Annotated in this window: 18 protein-coding genes; 8 read left to right on the top strand and 10 right to left on the bottom strand. The window is 66.0% G+C overall.

Annotated elements, in window-relative coordinates; translation table 11 throughout:
• Positions 1-14: 14 nt before the first annotated feature.
• The 5 genes from C5F75_RS30800 (at position 15) to C5F75_RS30780 (ending at position 4,896) form a co-directional block, all read left to right on the top strand.
• Positions 15-671 (top strand): CoA transferase subunit B, encoded by a 657-nt coding sequence (locus C5F75_RS30800; RefSeq protein ID WP_059581289.1) that lies wholly within the window; start codon positions 15-17, stop codon positions 669-671.
• An 88-nt stretch (positions 672-759) separates the two neighbouring features.
• A complete protein-coding gene (locus C5F75_RS30795) occupies positions 760-2,133 on the top strand; it encodes a 3-carboxy-cis,cis-muconate cycloisomerase (RefSeq protein ID WP_104013231.1) in 1,374 nt (457 codons plus the stop codon).
• On the top strand, positions 2,133-2,918 hold the full coding sequence (gene pcaD / locus C5F75_RS30790; RefSeq protein ID WP_104013230.1) for a 3-oxoadipate enol-lactonase: 786 nt from the start codon (positions 2,133-2,135) through the stop codon (positions 2,916-2,918). Before C5F75_RS30795 ends, pcaD begins: the two co-directional genes overlap by 1 nt.
• A gap of 10 nt (positions 2,919-2,928) precedes the next feature.
• Positions 2,929-3,315: a 4-carboxymuconolactone decarboxylase gene (gene pcaC, locus C5F75_RS30785; RefSeq protein ID WP_059581279.1), complete on the top strand. Its 387-nt coding sequence runs from the start codon at positions 2,929-2,931 to the stop codon at positions 3,313-3,315.
• Positions 3,316-3,537: 222 nt separating this feature from the next.
• Entirely contained in the window at positions 3,538-4,896 is a 1,359-nt protein-coding gene (locus C5F75_RS30780) for an MFS transporter (RefSeq protein ID WP_060968130.1), read from the top strand.
• Between the two features lie 130 nt (positions 4,897-5,026).
• On the opposite strand, the gene C5F75_RS30775 is transcribed toward C5F75_RS30780, so the two are convergent.
• From C5F75_RS30775 to C5F75_RS30750, 7 genes are all read right to left on the bottom strand, one after another.
• A complete protein-coding gene (locus C5F75_RS30775; protein WP_059581274.1) occupies positions 5,027-5,275 on the bottom strand; it encodes a hypothetical protein in 249 nt (82 codons plus the stop codon).
• 107 nt (positions 5,276-5,382) lie between these two features.
• Positions 5,383-6,000, bottom strand: a complete 618-nt coding sequence (locus tag C5F75_RS30770; protein WP_059581272.1) for a LysE family translocator — start codon at positions 5,998-6,000, stop codon at positions 5,383-5,385.
• A gap of 127 nt (positions 6,001-6,127) precedes the next feature.
• Positions 6,128-7,336, bottom strand: coding sequence for an MFS transporter (locus C5F75_RS30765; RefSeq protein ID WP_104013229.1), 1,209 nt, complete (start codon positions 7,334-7,336; stop codon positions 6,128-6,130).
• A 106-nt stretch (positions 7,337-7,442) separates the two neighbouring features.
• Entirely contained in the window at positions 7,443-7,754 is a 312-nt protein-coding gene (locus C5F75_RS30760) for an ectoine synthase (RefSeq protein WP_258048620.1), read from the bottom strand.
• A 402-nt stretch (positions 7,755-8,156) separates the two neighbouring features.
• A complete protein-coding gene (locus tag C5F75_RS30755) occupies positions 8,157-8,891 on the bottom strand; it encodes a polysaccharide deacetylase family protein (RefSeq protein WP_104013228.1) in 735 nt (244 codons plus the stop codon).
• 23 nt (positions 8,892-8,914) lie between these two features.
• Complete coding sequence (locus C5F75_RS36965) at positions 8,915-9,067, bottom strand: hypothetical protein (RefSeq protein ID WP_155634572.1); 153 nt, start codon at positions 9,065-9,067, stop codon at positions 8,915-8,917.
• A complete protein-coding gene (locus tag C5F75_RS30750; protein ID WP_099318156.1) occupies positions 9,064-10,218 on the bottom strand; it encodes a glycosyltransferase in 1,155 nt (384 codons plus the stop codon). Before C5F75_RS30750 ends, C5F75_RS36965 begins: the two co-directional genes overlap by 4 nt.
• 493 nt (positions 10,219-10,711) lie before the next feature.
• Here C5F75_RS30750 and C5F75_RS30745 point away from each other — a divergent pair, with 493 nt between their 5' ends.
• The 3 genes from C5F75_RS30745 (at position 10,712) to C5F75_RS30735 (ending at position 15,586) form a co-directional block, all read left to right on the top strand.
• A complete protein-coding gene (locus C5F75_RS30745; RefSeq protein ID WP_104013227.1) occupies positions 10,712-12,010 on the top strand; it encodes a dicarboxylate/amino acid:cation symporter in 1,299 nt (432 codons plus the stop codon).
• Positions 12,011-12,466: 456 nt separating this feature from the next.
• Positions 12,467-14,401, top strand: a complete 1,935-nt coding sequence (locus C5F75_RS30740) for an SMP-30/gluconolactonase/LRE family protein (protein ID WP_059581258.1) — start codon at positions 12,467-12,469, stop codon at positions 14,399-14,401.
• Positions 14,402-14,743: 342 nt separating this feature from the next.
• A complete protein-coding gene (locus C5F75_RS30735; protein WP_104013226.1) occupies positions 14,744-15,586 on the top strand; it encodes a peptidylprolyl isomerase in 843 nt (280 codons plus the stop codon).
• Between the two features lie 31 nt (positions 15,587-15,617).
• On the opposite strand, the gene C5F75_RS30730 is transcribed toward C5F75_RS30735, so the two are convergent.
• From C5F75_RS30730 to C5F75_RS30720, 3 genes are all read right to left on the bottom strand, one after another.
• Positions 15,618-16,055, bottom strand: coding sequence for a GNAT family N-acetyltransferase (locus C5F75_RS30730; protein WP_059581256.1), 438 nt, complete (start codon positions 16,053-16,055; stop codon positions 15,618-15,620).
• A 42-nt stretch (positions 16,056-16,097) separates the two neighbouring features.
• Positions 16,098-17,054, bottom strand: a complete 957-nt coding sequence (locus C5F75_RS30725) for a hypothetical protein (RefSeq protein ID WP_099318158.1) — start codon at positions 17,052-17,054, stop codon at positions 16,098-16,100.
• A 287-nt stretch (positions 17,055-17,341) separates the two neighbouring features.
• Entirely contained in the window at positions 17,342-18,376 is a 1,035-nt protein-coding gene (locus C5F75_RS30720; RefSeq protein WP_104013225.1) for a MerR family transcriptional regulator, read from the bottom strand.
• Positions 18,377-18,409: the final 33 nt, after the last annotated feature.

Below are 18,409 nucleotides of genomic sequence, written 5' to 3'. Positions count from 1 at the left end.
TGGAGAAAATCGACATGAAACGACTGACCCGCGATGAAATGGCCAAGCGCGTCGCCCAGGACATCCCCGAAGGCGCGTACGTGAACCTCGGCATCGGCGTGCCGACGCTGGTGGCGAACCACCTCGACCCGAGCAAGGAGATCTTCCTGCACAGCGAGAACGGCTTGCTCGGCATGGGCCCGGCGCCCGCGCCCGGCGAGGAAGACGACGAACTGATCAACGCCGGCAAGCAGCACGTGACGCTGCTCACTGGCGGCGCGTATTTCCATCACTCGGATTCGTTCGCGATGATGCGCGGCGGCCATCTCGACTACTGCGTGCTCGGCGCATTCCAGGTGTCGGCGAGCGGCGACCTCGCGAACTGGCATACGGGCGCGCCCGACGCGATCCCGGCCGTCGGCGGCGCGATGGACCTCGCGATCGGCGCGAAGCAGGTGTTCGTGATGATGGAGCACCTGACGAAGCAGGGCGAGAGCAAGATCGTCGCGCAGTGCTCGTATCCGGTCACCGGCGTGCAATGCGTGAGCCGCATCTATACGGATCTGGCCGTGCTCGACGTGACGGCCGACGGCCTCGCGGTGAGCGAGATCTTCACCGACCTGTCGTTCGACGAATTGCAGAAGCTGACCGGCGTGCCGCTGATCGACGCGACGCAGAAGGCCGCCGCCTGAACGGCAAGCGTGCCGGTGCGCGCATTCGGGCGCACGCCGGCGCGCTTGGGTAGACAATAGGCGCACGCCGTTTCCCCATCTTGATGCCATGCTCGAAGACAGCGCCCGCCTGACCTCCCTGATCTGCGGCACCGAGCCGCTCAACCGGATCTGGTCGCCCCGCGCGACGATCCAGCGGATGCTCGACGTCGAGGCCGCGCTCGCGCGTGCGCTCGCGGCGCAGCAGGTGATTCCCGCCACCGCGGTCGCGCCGATCGAACGCGCGTGCGACGCCGGCCGGCTCGACGCCGATGCGCTCGCGCACGGCGCGGCGCTCGGCGGCAATCTCGCGATTCCGCTCGTCAAGCAGCTCACCGCGCAAGTGAAGGCCGACGACCCCGAGGCCGCGAAGTTCGTGCACTGGGGCGCGACCAGCCAGGACATCATCGATACCGCGACCGTGCTGCAGTTGCGCGACACGCTCGACGTGCTCGAGCCGATGCTCGACGAAGCCTGTGCGTCGCTCGCGGCGCTCGCGCGCACGCATCGCGCGACGCCGATGATCGGCCGCACGTGGCTGCAGCAGGCGCTGCCGATCACGCTCGGCCTCAAATTCGCGCAGTGGCTCGACGCGCTGCTGCGCCATCGCACGCGTTTCGCCGAGTTGCGCGAGCGTTTGCTCGTGCTGCAGTTCGGCGGCGCGGCCGGCACGCTCGCGAGCCTGCGCGAGCATGCGGCCGGCGTGAGCGCCGCGCTCGCGTCCGACCTGAATCTCGCGCTGCCGGCCGTGCCGTGGCATACGCAGCGCGACCGCATCGCGGAAGCCGCGGCGTGCTTCGGCATGCTGACCGGCACGCTCGGCAAGATCGCGCGCGACGTGTCGCTGCAGATGCAGACCGAAGTGGGCGAGCTCGGCGAACCGGCGGCGGCCGGCAAGGGCGGCTCGTCGACGATGCCGCACAAGCGCAACCCGGTCGGCTGCGCGGCCGTGCTGACGGCTGCCGTGCGTGCGCCGAACCTCGTTGCGACCGTGTTCGCGGGGATGGTGCAGGAGCACGAGCGCGCGCTCGGCGGCTGGCAGGCCGAATGGGACGCGTTGCCCGATCTCGCCCGCCTGACGGGCGGCGCGCTCGCGCAGGTCGCGCAGATCGTCGCGGGCCTCGACGTCAACACCGAACGCCTCGCCGCGAACCTCGACCTCACGCACGGGCTGATTCTCGGCGAAGCGGTGATGCTCGCGCTCGGCGACAAGATCGGCCGGCTCGATGCGCACCACGTCGTCGAACATGCGTCGAAGGAAGCCGTGCGCACCGGCGCGACGCTGTTCGACGTGCTCGCGGCCGACGCAACCGTATCGGCCCACCTGTCGCGCGACGCGCTCGCGCGGCTGCTCGATCCCGCACATTACGTCGGCGAGGCGCAGGCCTACGTCGACGCCGTGCTCGCGCTGTACGCGGGCGCGAAACAACCAGGAGAACATTGATGCCTTTCGCCACTGTCAACGGCGTGAAACTGCATTACCGGATCGACCGTGCCGCGCGCGACGACGCGCCGTGGCTCGTTTTCTCGAACTCGCTCGGCGCCGATCTGCAGATGTGGGCGCCGCAGATCCGCCCGCTCACGCAGCACTTCAACATCCTGCGCTACGACACGCGCGGCCACGGCCATTCCGATGCGCCGGCCGGCTCGTACACGATCGAGCAACTGGCGGGTGACGTGATCGGCCTGCTCGACCATGTCGGCATCGAACGCGCGCATTTCTGCGGGATCTCGATGGGCGGGCTGACGGGCGCCGCGCTCGCCGCGCGCTACCCGTCGCGCATCGTGCGCGCGGTGCTGTCGAATACGTCGGCCAAGATCGGCTCGCCGGAAGTGTGGGTGCCGCGTGCGCAGAAGGCGCGCGCCGAAGGGATGGCCGCGCTCGCCGGCGCCGTGCTGCCGCGCTGGTTCACCGACGCATTCGTCGAGCGCGAGCCGCGCCTGTTCGACGCGATCCGCGACACCTTCGTGCATACCGACAAGGACGGCTATGCGGCGAACTGCGACGCGCTGAACGCGGCCGACCTGCGCGAGGAAGTGAAAGGCATCGCGCTGCCGGTGCTCGTCGTGACCGGCGACAAGGACATGTCGACGCCGCCCGACCAGGGTCGCGCGCTGGCTGCCGCGATTCCCGGCGCGCGGCACGTCGAATTCGACGCCGCGCACATTTCGAACATCGAGTGCACCGACGGTTTCAACCGCGCGCTGCTCGATTTCCTGACTGCATGAGGCACCGGCAATGGACGACCAGCAACGTTATGAAGCAGGGATGAAGGTGCGTCGCGCGGTGCTCGGCGACGCACACGTCGATCGCTCGCTCGAGAACCGCACGGAGGTGACGGAGGAATTCCAGAACCTGATCACGCGCTATGCGTGGGGCGAGATCTGGACCCGCGACGGGCTGCCGCGCCATACGCGCAGCCTGCTGACCATCGCGATGATGGTCGCGCTGAACCGCGGCGAGGAACTGGCGCTGCACCTGCGCGCCGCGCGCAACAACGGCGTGACGCGCGACGAGATCAAGGAAGTGCTGCTGCAGACCGCGATCTATTGCGGCGTGCCGGCCGCGAATTCCGCGTTCCATCTCGCGGACAAGATCTTTAAAGAACAGGATGGGGCCGCCTAGGCGGGGCCGCACAAGACGGCCGGCCGAGTGCCGGCGGCGATCCGATCGCATGGCCGCTGATGCTGGCGAGCCGTGACGATCAACGAGCGCACCGGCAGCGAATCGGCGCGTGAACGAAGGAAAGGCGCGGCCACGAGGCCGCGCTTGTTGCATATATATCAATGTTGGATGCGACCGGTTCGAGCGCTGACGCGCCCACACCGGCCGACAAGGAGACAAGCGATGAACCGCACACCCGTGGTCGATGTCCAGACCTTCATCAACGAGCAGCCGTTCGGCGGCTTTCAATGGCTCGTGTTCCTCATGTGTTTCGTGATCGTGCTGCTCGACGGCTTCGATACGGCCGCGATCGGCTTCATCGCACCGTCGCTGCTCGGCGAATGGAACCTCACCAAACCCGATCTCGCGCCCGTGTTGAGCGCCGCGCTGTTCGGCCTGGCGTGCGGCGCGCTCGTGTCGGGCCCGCTGTCCGACCGGCTCGGCCGCCGCTCGCTGCTGCTCGGCTCGGTGTTCCTGTTCGGCGTCGCATGCCTGATGTCCGCGTTCTCGAACACGATCGGACACCTGACCATCCTGCGCTTCATCACCGGCGTCGGGCTCGGCGCCGCGATGCCGAACGCGGTCACGATGATGGGCGAATTCTGCCCGGACAAGCGCCGCGCGACCGTGATCAACCTGATGTTCTGCGGCTTTCCGCTCGGCGCCGCGTTCGGCGGTTTCCTCGCCGCGTGGATGATTCCGCATTTCGGCTGGCGCAGCGTGCTGGTGCTCGGCGGCGTGACGCCGCTGCTGCTCGGCGTGCTGTTGCTGCTGAAGATGCCGGAATCGGTGCGCTTCATGGTCGCGAGCGGCCAGGGCATCGACAAGATCCGCGCCACGCTCGCCCGCATCTCGCGCGACGCGCTGAACGCCGGCTCGTTCGCGCTGACCGAAGCCGCGCCGCAGACCGGCGGCAAGGGTCTCGGCGTCGTGCTGTCGCGTTCGTACATCGTCGGCTCGGTGATGCTGTGGCTCGCGTACTTCATGGGCCTCGTGATCTTCTACGCGTCGATCAACTGGATGCCGATCCTGCTGAAGGATGCCGGCCTGACGCCGAAGAGCGCGACGCTGATCTCGGCGCTGTTCCCGCTCGGCGGCGTGGGTGCCGTGCTGTGCGGCGTGCTGATGGACCGCTTCAACGCAAACCGCGTGATCGCCGTGTGCTACGCGCTGACGGCGGTGAGCGTGTATGCGATCGGGCAGGCGGCCGGCAACGTGGGGCTGCTGGTGCTGGTGGTGTTCGTGGCCGGCGTGCTGATGAACACCGCGCAATCGTCGATGCCGGCGCTGGCCGCCGCGTTCTATCCGACCGAAGGGCGCGGCACGGGCGTCGCGTGGATGCTCGGCGTCGGCCGCTTTGGCGGGATCGCGGGGTCGTTCCTCGTCGCCGAGCTGACGCGTCGGCATTTCTCGTTCGCGGGCGTGTTCGCGACGATCGCCGTCGCGGGCGTGCTCGCGTGTGTCGCGCTGCTGATCAAGCAGATGGCGCGGCCGCATGGCGTGGCGCAGCCGGCAGGCAAGATCGAGTCGCTCGGGCATTGAGCGACCGGGGGCCGGTACGTTGTGCCGGCCCAGTGATGATGGATTCGGGGCAGTTGCAAGCAGATCGACCGACGCACGACAGCAGACCAGGCCGCCTTCGCGGCCCGTCGACATTCCGGCCGGCGCACCGTTACTCTTCCGCGTCGTGTTCCTTGACGAAGTTGCGCAGATACGCGCGCAACGCGGCTTCCCGGCGGCGATGATCGTCGTGGTTCGCGGCGCCCATTTCCTCCTCGTCGCCGAACAGCGTCGGCGGCGCGCAGTAAGTGCCGACTTCGATGTTCTCGCGCAGCACGCGGATATCGTGCGTGAGCGGATGATACTCGGCGATCCAGTGCATCCCTTCGATGTGCTCACCCGCTCTCAGCATTGGCTTCATCGGCAATCTCCATACAGAGCAGCGGCGCAACGCCGAAGCGGTTGCACGCGCCCGTATCGAAAGGGTACGCCTGCCTCACGTGAAGCTCAACGGGCGCTTGTGAGCGCTTACTGCGGCAGCAGATGGGCGACGAGCGGATACAGCGACAGGATCAGCAGCACGGCCATCGTCACGTTGAAGACGCGCAGCGCGCGGGGATTCGACAGGAAGCGGCGCAGGCCCTGGCCGAACGCGGCCCACAGGCAGATGCACGGGAAGCCGATCAGGATGAACACGACGGACATCCACGCGGCGTTCATCCCGTAGTCGGCGGACAGGCGGACCGTCGTCGCGGCGGTCAGCACCATCATCCACGCCTTCGGGTTGACCCACTGGAACGCGGCGGCTTCGATGAACGTCATCGGCCGCGGCTTGGCGCCGTGAGCCTTCACTTCGCCGGAGGTGCCGATGCGCCATGCGAGGTACAGCAGATAGGCGACGCTCGCGGCTTCGAGGACGGTGTACAGGACCGGCACGCGACGGAACGCTTCGCCGAGACCGAAGCCGACGCAGAGCATCAGAATCGCGACGCCGATGCTGATGCCGAACAGGTGCGGCATCGTGCGGCGGAACCCGAAGTTGACGCCGGACGCGAGCAGCATCGTGTTATTGGGGCCGGGCGTGATCGACGTGACGAGCGCGAACAGCATGCCGGCTGGCAGCGCGCTGAGGGTGAGGAATTCCATCGCGGATTCTCCGTTCAGTTCTAGGCTGGGATGGAGTCAGTGTAGCGACGGTTTTCTGTACAGTACCGGTACAGTTGGATTGACGAATGCCGGTACGGGGAGGGGGTGAAGTTTGGTAGGCGCCCGTTTATTTGTGTGGGCTCTCAGACAAGATGTGGTCTTTTCGAACGCGGGGCGCGAGCGAGACCAGCAACCCGAGGCAACCCATGCACACGGACAGCACCATGATCACCGTGTCTGGTCCGAAACGCGTCGAGAACACGCCTACCGCGACGCCCGCGAGCGGCTGTGTCATGTTGTTGAGGAGGATGACGACGCCCGTCGTCTTGCCGTAGTCACGCGCGGGGATGATCTTCTGCCGCGTGCTCCGGATGTACACGTTGAACATCTTGTCGAACCCGACGATCAGCAGGAAGCCGAAAACGTACCCCGCAATTCCGGTGCTGGCTGCCGCGATCACGCCGCCGACGCAGATCGAACCGAAGCCGACGAGGCCGAGGACGCGCCGCGGAACATGCAACGTCGCCGTCATCAGCAGAATCGCGATCGTCACGCACGCGCCTGCCGTTTGCAGTCCTGCGTAATAGCGTCCGCTTTCGTGATGAAAGCCGGTGACCATCGCGGCGGATGTCGCGAGCGTGACGCCGATCACGAGGTTCTCCGCGGCAGCCAGCATGATGACGGACTTGAGGCCCGGCAGATGGACGACGTGAGACAAGGCCGTCTTGATCGGCTTGAACCAGGTGCCGTGCGAACCTTCCGGCATCGCGAATTCGAACGCGCTGGCCTTTTGCCAATAGGCGAGCGCGACGTCGGCTGTGACGAACAGCACGGCCGCGGCCGCCACGACGAATTCCCAGCGCCACCAGGACAGCAGAATCGCCGCGAGCATGGGGCCAAGCACCAGGCCAAGCTGGTCGGCCAATTGCGAATACGACAGCACTTTTTCGAAGCGATGGCTGCTGAATATCTGCGGCAGCATCACCTCGCGCGCAACGATGCCTTGACTCGTCAGCATGCCGCAGAACGCGGACAGTGCGATCAGCCATCCGATGCCGCCGACGAGGTCGTAGGCGGCGACGCCCGCGACGCATACCGCCGCGCGGAGAACCTGACTGACGCGCATCAGCTTCGTGGGCGAATACCGGTCGCAAAGCGCGCCGAGAAACGGGAAGCACAGGTATCTCGGCAGTGTTTCGAGCGAAAACGCGATGCCCGACCAGGACACGCGTCCTGTCATCTGAAAGATGACCAGCGGCACCAGAAACAACAGAATCTGATCGGCGAGGCGGGCAAGGAAAAGCGAATGGAAAAAGGCTTGATGCTGGGCGCGCACGAACGGTCACCTTTCTTTTGCGCGGAGCACGCGATGCATGCGCGCTCCCGCGGACGTTGCCGGGAGGGCTGGTACCCCGGGCCTCCTGGAATGAGCGTATCGAGCCTCAGTAAGCGGATGCTTCTGCAGACTCCCGGTTATGCCGTTCGTGTCCCTCGAGCGGGGGATTGAAGACGCTGACAAGCACCAGATCCCCGTCTTTGCCGCCGCGCAGATAATGCTGGTCGTGTTGATCGAGCACGTAGATGGTGCCCGGGGGGATCGGAAAGACGTTGCCGTTCATGTCCTCGACCTCGCCTTCGCCCGCAATGCAATAACAGGCTTCGAGATGGTTGCGGCATTGCAGCAGCGATTCCGTCCCCGCACGCACCACCGTATGGCACACGCCGTAGCCCATGCCGTCCTTTTCCGTCAACAAGCGACGGCTTGTGCCGGACCCCATTCGACAAGCAGTCCGTCTTTCTCGACATCTCTCAGGTTTCTGACAAACAGCATTCCTTTCCTGTGTGTAAGAAATTATTGTCCTGCTCTCAGCGGAAGCGAACCCACGAAGAAGCAAGCCAGTATCCGTAACTGGATGGCCCGCTAGATCATGTAGTTTTTCAACATTAACCGCGGACGGCCAGGCTGGTCAAGGACGGAATATGGGGGGAATTTCGGGTGCTTATCCAAATCTGACTTGAGCGTGTTGAGGGCGGAACCGAATAAGTGGGTTGTAGTTTATCTACATTTTCTGTGGGCTGCGTGGCGTGTGGTCGACAGGACGATTCGCGCTGGCCGGCTCTCGTTCCTGCTCACCGCGTCGATCTGACGGCGAGGGTTACCCGCCCGCCGCAACCCGTCCCTTCACACACTTGAACCACAGCCTCGCAGCCCCGACCCCGCCCGCGACCGGAATCCGCGGCAACAGAAACGGATCGTCGGTCGCACCGGCGCATCCGCGCCGGGTCGTCGTCGCATTGCCGTAACCGGCGGCGATGACCTGGTCCCGCACGCGTGCGTCGAGATCGCCGTACGGATAGCAGAACGATTCGACGCATTGGCCGCTCAGCATTTCGAGCTGCCGCTTCGATTCGGTCAACTGAAACGCCGATACATGTGACGGCGCGTACGACAGGGCCACATGATCGAGCGTATGCGAGCCGATTTCATGGCCGTGATCGCGCCACGCGAGCATGTCCGCGCACGTCATCAGCGGCGAGCGCGCAGTCGGCGCACCGGCATCCCAGTCGTTCGCGCCGCCGAACCGACCGGCGACGAAATAGCAGGTCGCGGTGAACCCGAGCGCGTCGAGCACGGGCATCGCATGCGTCAGCACGTTGTGAAAGCCGTCGTCGAACGAGATGCCGAAGACCTTGCCCTGCCGTTCGCCGCGCAGGTACGGCTGCAGTTCGCGCACGCTCAACCCGCGGTAGCCGAGCCGACTGAACAAGGTCATCTGGCGGCGGAACGCGTCGGGCGCGACGCTCAGGCTGCGCAGTCGGTCGGTCGGCGGCGGGAGCGGGCGGATCTGGTGATACATCAGGATCGGATAGCGTGGGGTGCGCGCAAGCATCGGTGGATCGCAGGAAAGTGGGGTTATGCGGCCTTGCGGAAAATCCGCAGGGTCTTGAAGTCGCCAATCTCGGCGAAATCGGCATGCGCGGCCCACTTCGCGATGATCGGCTCGGCTTTCCGGTAGGCCGACGATTCCTTGTGGCGCCGGTCCCGGTACTTCTTCCAGATATTCATTGCCATTTCGCGGATCTCAACGAGGTCACCCAGCGGGAGGAGTTGTGTCGAACCGATTGCTGATAAACGGACAAGGTCGCGTCGACGAACGCGTCGAACGAGAACTCTCGCTTGCCTTTCAGCCGCGCGCTGCGTCCCATCGCGCGGACGCGGCCCGGATCCTCCGCGATCGTGCGCAGGATCGCTTCGATCGCCGCGGGCTCGCGTGGCGGGACGACCCAGCCGTCCACGCCCGGCTCGACGTTCTCGGGCAGCCCGCCCACGCGCGTCACGATCGCGGGGCAGCCGAGCGACATCGCTTCGCGGCATGCATACGACAGGCTCTCGTGATACGACAGCACGAACGACACGTCGATGATCGAGAACGGCGCCCGCACATCGTCGAGTCGCCCGGTGAACGCGGTACGCGACGCCATGCCGTGCCGCGCGAGCTCCTCGCGCTGTTCGCCGGATGGCTCCGCGCCGACCAGCAGCACGCGAAACCGCTCCCGTTCAGTTTCGGGCAGGCGGCCGAGTGCGGCGATCAGGTCCATCCAGCCTTTTTCTGGCGCGGTGCCGGCGCTGCTGCCCAGCACGATCGCATCCGCGCCGGCCGCGCCGAACAGCGCGATCTTGCGGCGGCGGATCTCGTCGGCCGCCAGTCGTTCGGCAGCCGGCCGACGCACGCCGTGCTTGACCACCGTGACGTTGCCGTACGGCGAGCGCAGCGCGAGCATGCTCGCGACGTAGTCGCTGACCGCGATCGTGTGGTCGGTGGCCAGCCGGGCGCGCAGGAGGTTGCCGAAGCTGTCGGCGCGATAGGTGTTGTGCTTGGTCAGCACGACCGCGGGCCGATACCGGCAACCGAGCAGCGCGAGCATGACCTGCCGGTGATCGGCGGACCCGTTCACATGGATCACATCGAAGCGTTCGGCGGCGATCCGCTGGCGCAGCCGGAGAATCTCGCGGCACAGCCGGTTCCAGCGCGGCTTGAATTCCATGTCGAAGATGGCCACGTCGGGAGTGCCCTTCAGCAGTCGCGACAAGCGGCTGCCTTCCGGCGACGCGACGGTCACGCGGTGATGACGGCTCATCGCGACGGCGAGATCGCGGACGTAGGTGTCCTGTCCGCCGCCATAGTCGCCGTGGAAGTTGGTGTAAAGAATGTTCATCACGATGCCGCTTTTTCCCGATCCTTCATTTCAAGGAATACTGACGAAATGAATAACTCGGCCTGATGGAAGCCATGGCGCGAACGCGGTGCCGCATTTCCGGCTCGGAATTGCGCGTTGACGTCGCTGCACGTTGTCAACGCGAATCATTTCCAAATATTACAGACCGTTTACGTGCCGTAGTGTCGAGGTCTGCGCAGGTTTGTGAGAATGTGTCGCGATCGCTTGATCGTGTCGCTGCCTGCGTGACGATTTCGGCAGGCCGGGCGTGGCAGGCGTCCCTTTCCCGGCGGGTTCAGGACGCAGATCAACCCGTGCTGCTTTCAGATTTGAAAGCCGGCGAGCCATTTGCGTTAGAATGCCCCCCCTGTCCGCCATGGCGAGCGCCGATGGCGGGGAGGTCGCACCCAGAGAGACGTGGGTTTCGATTCGCAGCCGGACGCGGAAGCTGTGCCAGCCGTTAGCAACATACGCTTTGTGATTTGGATTACTAATGAAGAAGAAGCACAACATCACCAGGTACATCGTCGTCGCGATGATGCTGGGTATCGCCGTGGGTTATGCCTGCCATAGCGCGTTTCCCGACCCGAAGATGGCGAAGGAGGTCGCCGGGTACGTGTCGTTGCTGTCCGATGTGTTCCTGCGCCTGATCAAGATGATCATCGCGCCGCTGGTGTTCGCGACGCTGACCGTCGGCATCGCGCAGATGGGCGACGGCAGCGCGGTGGGCCGCGTGGGCGTCAAGGCGTTCGGCTGGTTCTTCATCGCGTCGTTTACGTCGCTGCTGCTCGGCCTGCTGACCGCGACGATCCTGCAGCCCGGCAGCCACCTGAGCCTGCCGCTTCCGGCATCCGATGCGGCACTCAACCTGAAGACGGGCACGTTCACGCTGAAGGATTTCGTCGTGCACCTGGTGCCGAAGTCGATCGCCGAGGCGATGGCGAACAACGAAATCCTGCAGATCGTCGTGTTCTCGATCTTCTTCGGCTCCGCGCTGTCCGCGCTCGGCGAAGCGGGCAAGCGCCTGACCGCCGTGATCGACGATCTCGCGCAGGTGATGCTGAAGGTGACGGGCGCGGTGATGTGGTTCGCGCCCGTTGCGGTGTTCGCGGCGCTCGCGTCGACGATCACGACCGAAGGGCTTGGCATCCTGCTCACCTTCGCGAAGTTCATGGCGAGCTTCTATCTGGCGCTCGCGCTGCTGTGGGCCGTGCTGACGCTCGCCGGCGTGACGTTCCTCGGCAAGCGCGCGTTCACGCTGCTCCGGCTGATCCGCGAGCCGTTCCTGCTGTCGTTCGCGACGGCCAGCTCCGAGGCCGCGTATCCGAAGCTGCTGGACGCGCTCGACCGCTTCGGCGTGAACCGCAAGATCTCGAGCTTCGTGCTGCCGATCGGCTATTCGTTCAACCTCGACGGCTCGATGATGTACTGCACGTTCGCGGTGCTGTTCATCGCGCAGGTGTACGGCATCCATCTGCCGCTCGGCACGCAGATCACGATGCTGCTGATGCTGATGGTGACGTCGAAGGGGATGGCCGGCGTGCCGCGCGCGTCGCTCGTCGTGATCGCGGCGACGCTCAATCAGTTCAACCTGCCCGAAGCCGGCTTGCTGCTGATCATGGGCGTGGACATGTTCCTCGACATGGGGCGCTCGGCCACCAACGCCGTCGGCAACTCGATCGCGGCGGCCGTAGTCGCGAAGTGGGAAGGGCAGCTCGACGCGCCGCGCGATGGCGACGATCCGGACGGCGCGCGCGTCGCCGAGGTGAAGGTGAGGGAAACGTCGGCTTGACGCACGGCAATGCGGTGGCGCAAACGCTGCATTGCCTGACCCGCAGCAAATGATATTCGCCGGCCTGGATTCGACACGGATTCAGGCCGGCGTTTTCGTTTGGGGACAGTGGATTTTACCCGATACTGCCGAAATGGCATTCGCCGTTTCAATCTATCGTCGTTGAATCCCCGGCGATATTCCCGGCGGCGAATGCCTGATTTTCTCCATTTCCGATCTGACGCGTAAGTGACCATTTACTGACGCGAAGCCGCGCTCGCCGCAAGCGCGGGCGATTCGCAATTTTTTTCGATTTATATAACGCTATTCTCGCCCTGCGCATTATCGAACGTATGCCGTACGTCATACCGACTGCGCCGGATGATTCAGGGAAGAATTTACATCTCGCGGACTTCAAGCCATCTGGCCGGCCGATCCTTCATGTGAATGTTTGTCTCATTCAGGAGAGCCTCCGTCATGGTCGCCAGACAACGAATCCGGGCCGCGCTTGTTGCCGCGGCGATCGCCGCATGTGCATCCGCCGCGCATGCAGCCAACACGACCGACTGGATCGCGAACACGTACGGCACGCTCGCGGCGCACGTCGGCAACGTGGCGCGCGCGATGTGGGTCGCACCTGAAGGCGTGATCTACACGGCGTCGATGTGGGACGAGGACGAAGGCGGCGTCGCGATCTACCAGAACGGCAAGAGCATCGGCTCGATCGGCGCGCATTCGGAATTCCAGGGCAGCGCGATCACGGGCAACGCGACATCGCTGTTCGTCGCGCTGCAGCCCGGCAAGACCTACGGCAGCGGCGCGGTGGGGCGCTACAACCGCGCGACGAAGTATCGCGACCGCGTGATCCAGATCAGCGCGGCAACCAACCAGCCGCGCATCGACGTCGTCACCGGGCTCGCGACGGCCGGCTCGCTGTTGTATGCGAGCGATTTCTACGGCAATCGCGTGCGCGTGTTCACGACCGATGGCGTGTGGCAGCGCGACATCGGCGTGTCGGCGCCGGGCGCGCTCGCGGTGGACGGCGCGGGCAACGTGTGGGTCGCGCAGAAGCGTGCCGGCTCGATCGTCGGCTTCAGCCCGGCCGGCGCGCTGCTGAACACGATCCGCATGCCGGCCGGCTCGCAGCCGTCGGCGCTGTATGTCGACGCGGCGGCCGGGCAACTGCTGGTGGGCGACGAAGGCCCGGACCAGAACATCAAGCGTTATTCGATCTCGGGCCGGCCGGCGCTCGTCGGCACGTTCGGCGTGCGCGGCGGCTATCTCGACACGGCGACGGGCATCAAGGGGCAGGTCGGCCCGCAACGCTTCACGCGTATCGTCGGGATCGGCAAGGATACCGGCGGCAATCTCTATGTGCTCAACAATCCGTGGGGCGGCAGCTGGGATCTCGGCCGCAACGGCGCGACCGACATTCACGCGTACAGCAGCACCGGCAGCCTGCGCTGGACACTGCAGTCGCTGAACTTCGAAGGCATCGCCGCGCCGGACCCGGTCACGGACGGCGCGCTGTTCTACGGCGGCACGCACATCTACAGCGGCAGCGCAGGCGGCAAGTTCGTCGCGAACACCGTCGACCCGTTCACGTATCCGTCGGACCCGCGCATCAACATGAGCGATACGCAGCGCGACGAACACTTCGGGCTGCTCACGTCGGTCGGCGCGAACCGGATTCTCGTCGCGGCCGGCCAGAACCCGCCGGTCTTCTACTTCTATCATTTCAACGCGGCGAACGGTTACGTCGCGATTCCGGACGGCTCGCTTCCCGGCCCTGCGTTCAACACGACGCAGCGCGTGACGGGCGGCTTCAGCCTCGACAGCCAGGGCGGCGTATGGGCCGGCCTCGACAAGACCGGCGCGATCACGCATTACCCGCTGACCGGCTTCGACGCGAACGGCAAGCCGTCGTGGGGGCCCGGCGTCGCGACCCGCATTCCGGCCAGCATCCAGCCGCTCACGCGCATCGTCTATCTTGCGGACAGCGACACGATGGTGCTCGCGCAGGGCGCGCTCGGCAGCAACGACTGGACGTCGATCGGCACGCGCATCGAGGTGTATCACGGCTGGCGCGCGGGCAACACGACGAAGCCCGACCCGGTGATCACGCTGCCGCACAGCGGCGCGAAATCGATCGACGCGGCGGGCAACCATCTGTTCGTCGGCTACTGGTTCAGCAGCAGCGGGCCGCTGTGGCCGAACGTCGACGCATTCAACCTGACCACGGGAAGCCTCGACACGACGCTGGTCAACACGAGCCCCGCGACCGTCGATACCAGCAGCGCGATCGATGCGATGTACAGCATCCGTGCGTATCGCCGGTCGAACGGCGAGTACGTGGTGATGAAGAACAACGTGAAGGGGAACAGCATCACCGTGTACCGGTGGACGCCCTGACATCGATCACGCATGCGCGGCCGCTGTCCGCCGGCCGTGCCCGCGCGGCAACGACGGAATTCACCGCGTGTCGCCGGACGTCCATCGTGCTTCCACGCAATTTCCGCATCGCGCGTGCGTAATGAGCGGCGTGCGCAACGCGCGCCTCACCGCCCGCCGGGCGGCTGTTCCCGACCACACGGCGCGGAAAGCCCGATCCGGGCACAATAGCGGCGGCACCGGCGGGAGTGCGCGTGCACACGACGATGAACCGAATCGACCGACCGGTTGCGCCGGCACATTGCCGCGCCGGTGAACTTGCGCGGCAGCCCGATGCCGCGATTTTTGAGCCGAAGTGACGACATGACGAAAATGAAAACGACACCGAACCGCCTGTTGCTGATCGCTGCGCTAGCCGGCGCGCTGACGGGCCCCGTCCACGCGGAAACGGCGGCGGGCGCGGCGACCGTCGCGACCGTCAACGGCACGCCGATCACGCAGGCCGACGTCGATACGCTGCTGCGCGCGTCCGGGCAGGCCGATTCGCCGCAGATCCGCGAGGCGATCAAGAATCAGCTGATCACGCGCGTGCTGGTGCAGCAGGCGGCCGAGAAGGCCAACTACGCGGACAAGCCCGAGGTCAAGGCGGCGATGCAGCAGGCGAAGGTGACGGCCGAGGTGCAGCTGTACCAGCGCGACAACGTGAAGCCGGAGCCCGTGACGGACGAGCAGGTCAAGGCGCGCTACGACGAGCTCGTCGCCGCGCTCGGCAAGAACGAATACAAGCCGCGCGTGATCGTCGTCAAGGATCCGGTCGCGGCGGCCACCGTGCTGAGCGAGTTGAAAGCGGGCAAGTCGTTCGACGGGCTCGCGCGCCAGTACAGCGTCGCGCCGAGCCGCGATACCGGCGGCGAGCTGCCGTGGGTGAGCTTCAACACGCCGGCGGCGGCGGGCAAGACGGCCGGGTTGCCGCTGCCGGTCGCGCAGGCGCTCGAGAAACTGCCCGTCGGCGCGGTGACGAAGGATTCGATTCCCGTCGATGGCGTGCGGGCGATCGTGAAGCTGGATGCGAAGCGGCCGACGCAGGTGCCGGCTTTCGAAACCGCGAAGCCGACGCTTCAGCAGCAGTTGCAGGCGATCGCGGTCGAGAAGGCGAGTGCGCAGATGATCGGCAACCTGCTGAAGGGCGCGAAGATCACGCAGTAACAGAAATGTGGCGGCGTCGAAACGACACGTGTCACGCGCGGCGGATCATGTTCGCGCTCGTATCGGTTTCCGATACGACGCGAAAGCCGAGCCGTTCGTAGAGCCGCCGCGCCGGGTTGCCGTGCAGCACGCTCAGCGATACGGATACGCGCTCGCGTGCCGCGTCGGTCAGCAATGCGTTCAGTACGGCCGCGCCGATTCCACGACCCTGGCACGCGGGAAGGATCTGGATCTGATGGACGTGCCATTCGCCGGCCGCGCGCGTCACCTTCAGCAGGCCGATGGCGTCGGCGCCTTCGCAGACGATCATCGCGTCGTCGAAGTTCGCGCGGATGCGTCGGTCGTGTGCTTCGTCGTCGGTCGGCGCGCCGACGCGCTGCAGGTGCTCGGTCATCGTGAGTCGACGGAGCGTCAGCAGGAAGGGGAGGTCTTCCCGCGAGGCGGCACGCAGATGGATCGCCGGTTTCATGAGTGGTGAGAAGTTGCGTCGGGCGCGAGGCGGCGACGTGGATCAGAGGCCCGACAACGGAATCTGCAGGCCCGCCGGGCGATGTTCGAGGACATCCGTGACCTCGTATTCGGTTTTTGCGCCGTCCGAAGTTTGCCACTGCTGCATACGGACATTGCACAGGAGCACGTCGCCCTTGCTGAAACTGATCTGGCTGTTGTTCACGCGCGACAGGAAGCCGGCGTCGGTGATCGTCGCGTGAATCGTCGACGTGCCGTCGTACAGCCGCCACTTGTTGTCGTCCTTGAACGCGAGCGACACGATCGAGAACGCCATCTTGCGATGCTCGTCGAGCAGCAGCGCATCGGCTGGCTCGGGCGCGTGAAACCATGCGATCTCGTTGCGGGCGACTGTCTCGTACACCTCGGTATCGGTGCCCGCCGCGAAAATCTCGATGCCTTCGCGCGCGAGCGGCGCAAGCACTTGCGCGGTTGCACGGCGAACGCGGACGTCGCGCAGCAGTGTGAGCACGGGCAGGTCGATCTCGAGTGTGTCGCCATCGACGTGCAGCACCGCGGTGTGGTCCTTCATCCGCACGTGCGTGATCTCGCGCCCGCGCAGCCATTTGAGGACGGCGAAAAGCCCCTTCCTCGCCTTGGGTGCGGCAATGCCCAGCGCGGTCAGGATCGTGACCGCATTGGCGAGCGCCGTGCCTTCGCTGCCGCTCAGCAGATCGCGCATGCGGCCGAGCAGCGAGGTGGCGAGCGTGAAGTCGATGCCGAAGCTGCCGGTCTTGAAGCTGCCGCGCACGTTCACCCGCGGCCGAACCTGATCGCCGCACAGGGCGCGGGTCGACGCGTCGAGCAAATCGCCGAAGGCGAGCAGCGCGGGCGCGAGTTCGCGCACGTCCATCTCGGACGATTCGAGCGCGGGCCCGTCGTACGTGATGCGGAATCGGCTCATCGCGTCGAAGGGGCCGATATCGGCCGGGGCGGTGCTGTTTTCATTGCGTGCGGTCATGTGGAATGCTGGCGGCAGAGGTGGACGATACCTCGGAACGAACGGTTTCGGATGCCCTTCATCGTAGGGGCGATCGTCCGGCCGCGCGCGTTTTTGGCCATCCGGACAAGACGGCTTGCTGACCCGTCCAATAGCGCCCGGCAAGCACCGGACTTTTCCGAACCTTTCTCGGTCACGATCGCAGGCTTGCGGGCACGCCTGTCGTCCAGGTCGATTTCTACCTGCTTGACGCGTGCCGCCAGGTTCGCCGACGGGGCGGGCCGGCAAATCTTCTCTTCTGCTGCCTATCAGGCCTGACAGCGCGCCGCTTCCGGCCGCCGCGCGACCCGCTCCCGAACTTCCGGCGCCGCCAGGCACGTGGCCACGGCTTCATACCCCGGCGCGCCCGGGTAAGGCGCCACGCGCACAGGCGGGCTGTGATTGGCCGGGCACAGCAGAATGGTTTCGTCGGGGCCGACCGCCGCGAGATCGAGGATCGCCGACGAGCGCGTCAACAAGAACAGCGGCCGCATGCCGGCGGCCGCGCATTCGCGCAGATGCGCGATCAACGCCAGTTGCGTGGCGCGATCGAGATCCTGTTCGATCATGTCGACGATCCGCACGCGCGGGCTTGCTGCTTCGAGGCCGACGAGCAGTGCGGTCAGCGCCGCCGACGGCGTCGCGCCTTTGCCGATGAGCAACGCCGACGTGCGGTCGACACGCGACTTCAGTTCCGGATCGGCACGCAATGCATTCGATGCGGCTGCACCATCGTCGTCGAGCCGATCGAGGCCGACGAACACGGCGCCGGGCAGCGCGTCGGCCAGCCGAAGCGCGAGCCGCGTCTTGCCGCTCCCGAGCGAACCGATGATGTAGTTCAACGGCCGGATATCGCGACACTCGAACCGTTCGCCGCCCCACGGCCACGGCAGGCTGAACGCGACGCCGGCGCTGCCCGTGTCGAGCAGCCGCGTGAGTTCCCCGTCCGCCGGCATCCGTCCCCGAGCCAGGCCGGCGCGCATCGCACGCACGCGGTCGAGCTTGCTCACGAGATCCTGAATTCCGCGATCGAGCGCCGCTTCGTGAGCGCCGAGCGCTGCATCGAGGCTGCGCGCATCGCCGCCGAGCACGCGCGCCACCTGCGCGAGACCGAGGCCGAGCTTGCGCAGCGCCGCGATGTCGGCGGCGCGCGCGAGGTCGTCCGGGCCGTACGCGCGGTAACCGGCCGGCGTGCGCTCGGGCGTGACGAGGCCGTGCCGCTCGTACAGCCGCAGCGCCTTGATCGAGACGCCGAGCCACGCGGCGGCGGCCGATGCGTTCAAACGGGGCGTGGAAGAACCCATCCGTCACCTCTTTGCTGTCGATTCGTTGCGGTC

Origin of the sequence: Burkholderia anthinoferrum (assembly GCF_002925705.1) — a bacterium.
GTDB lineage: Bacteria > Pseudomonadota > Gammaproteobacteria > Burkholderiales > Burkholderiaceae > Burkholderia > Burkholderia semiarida.
The sequence above is the reverse complement of the archived record's forward strand: the minus strand, read 5'-3'. Positions and strand labels throughout refer to the sequence as shown.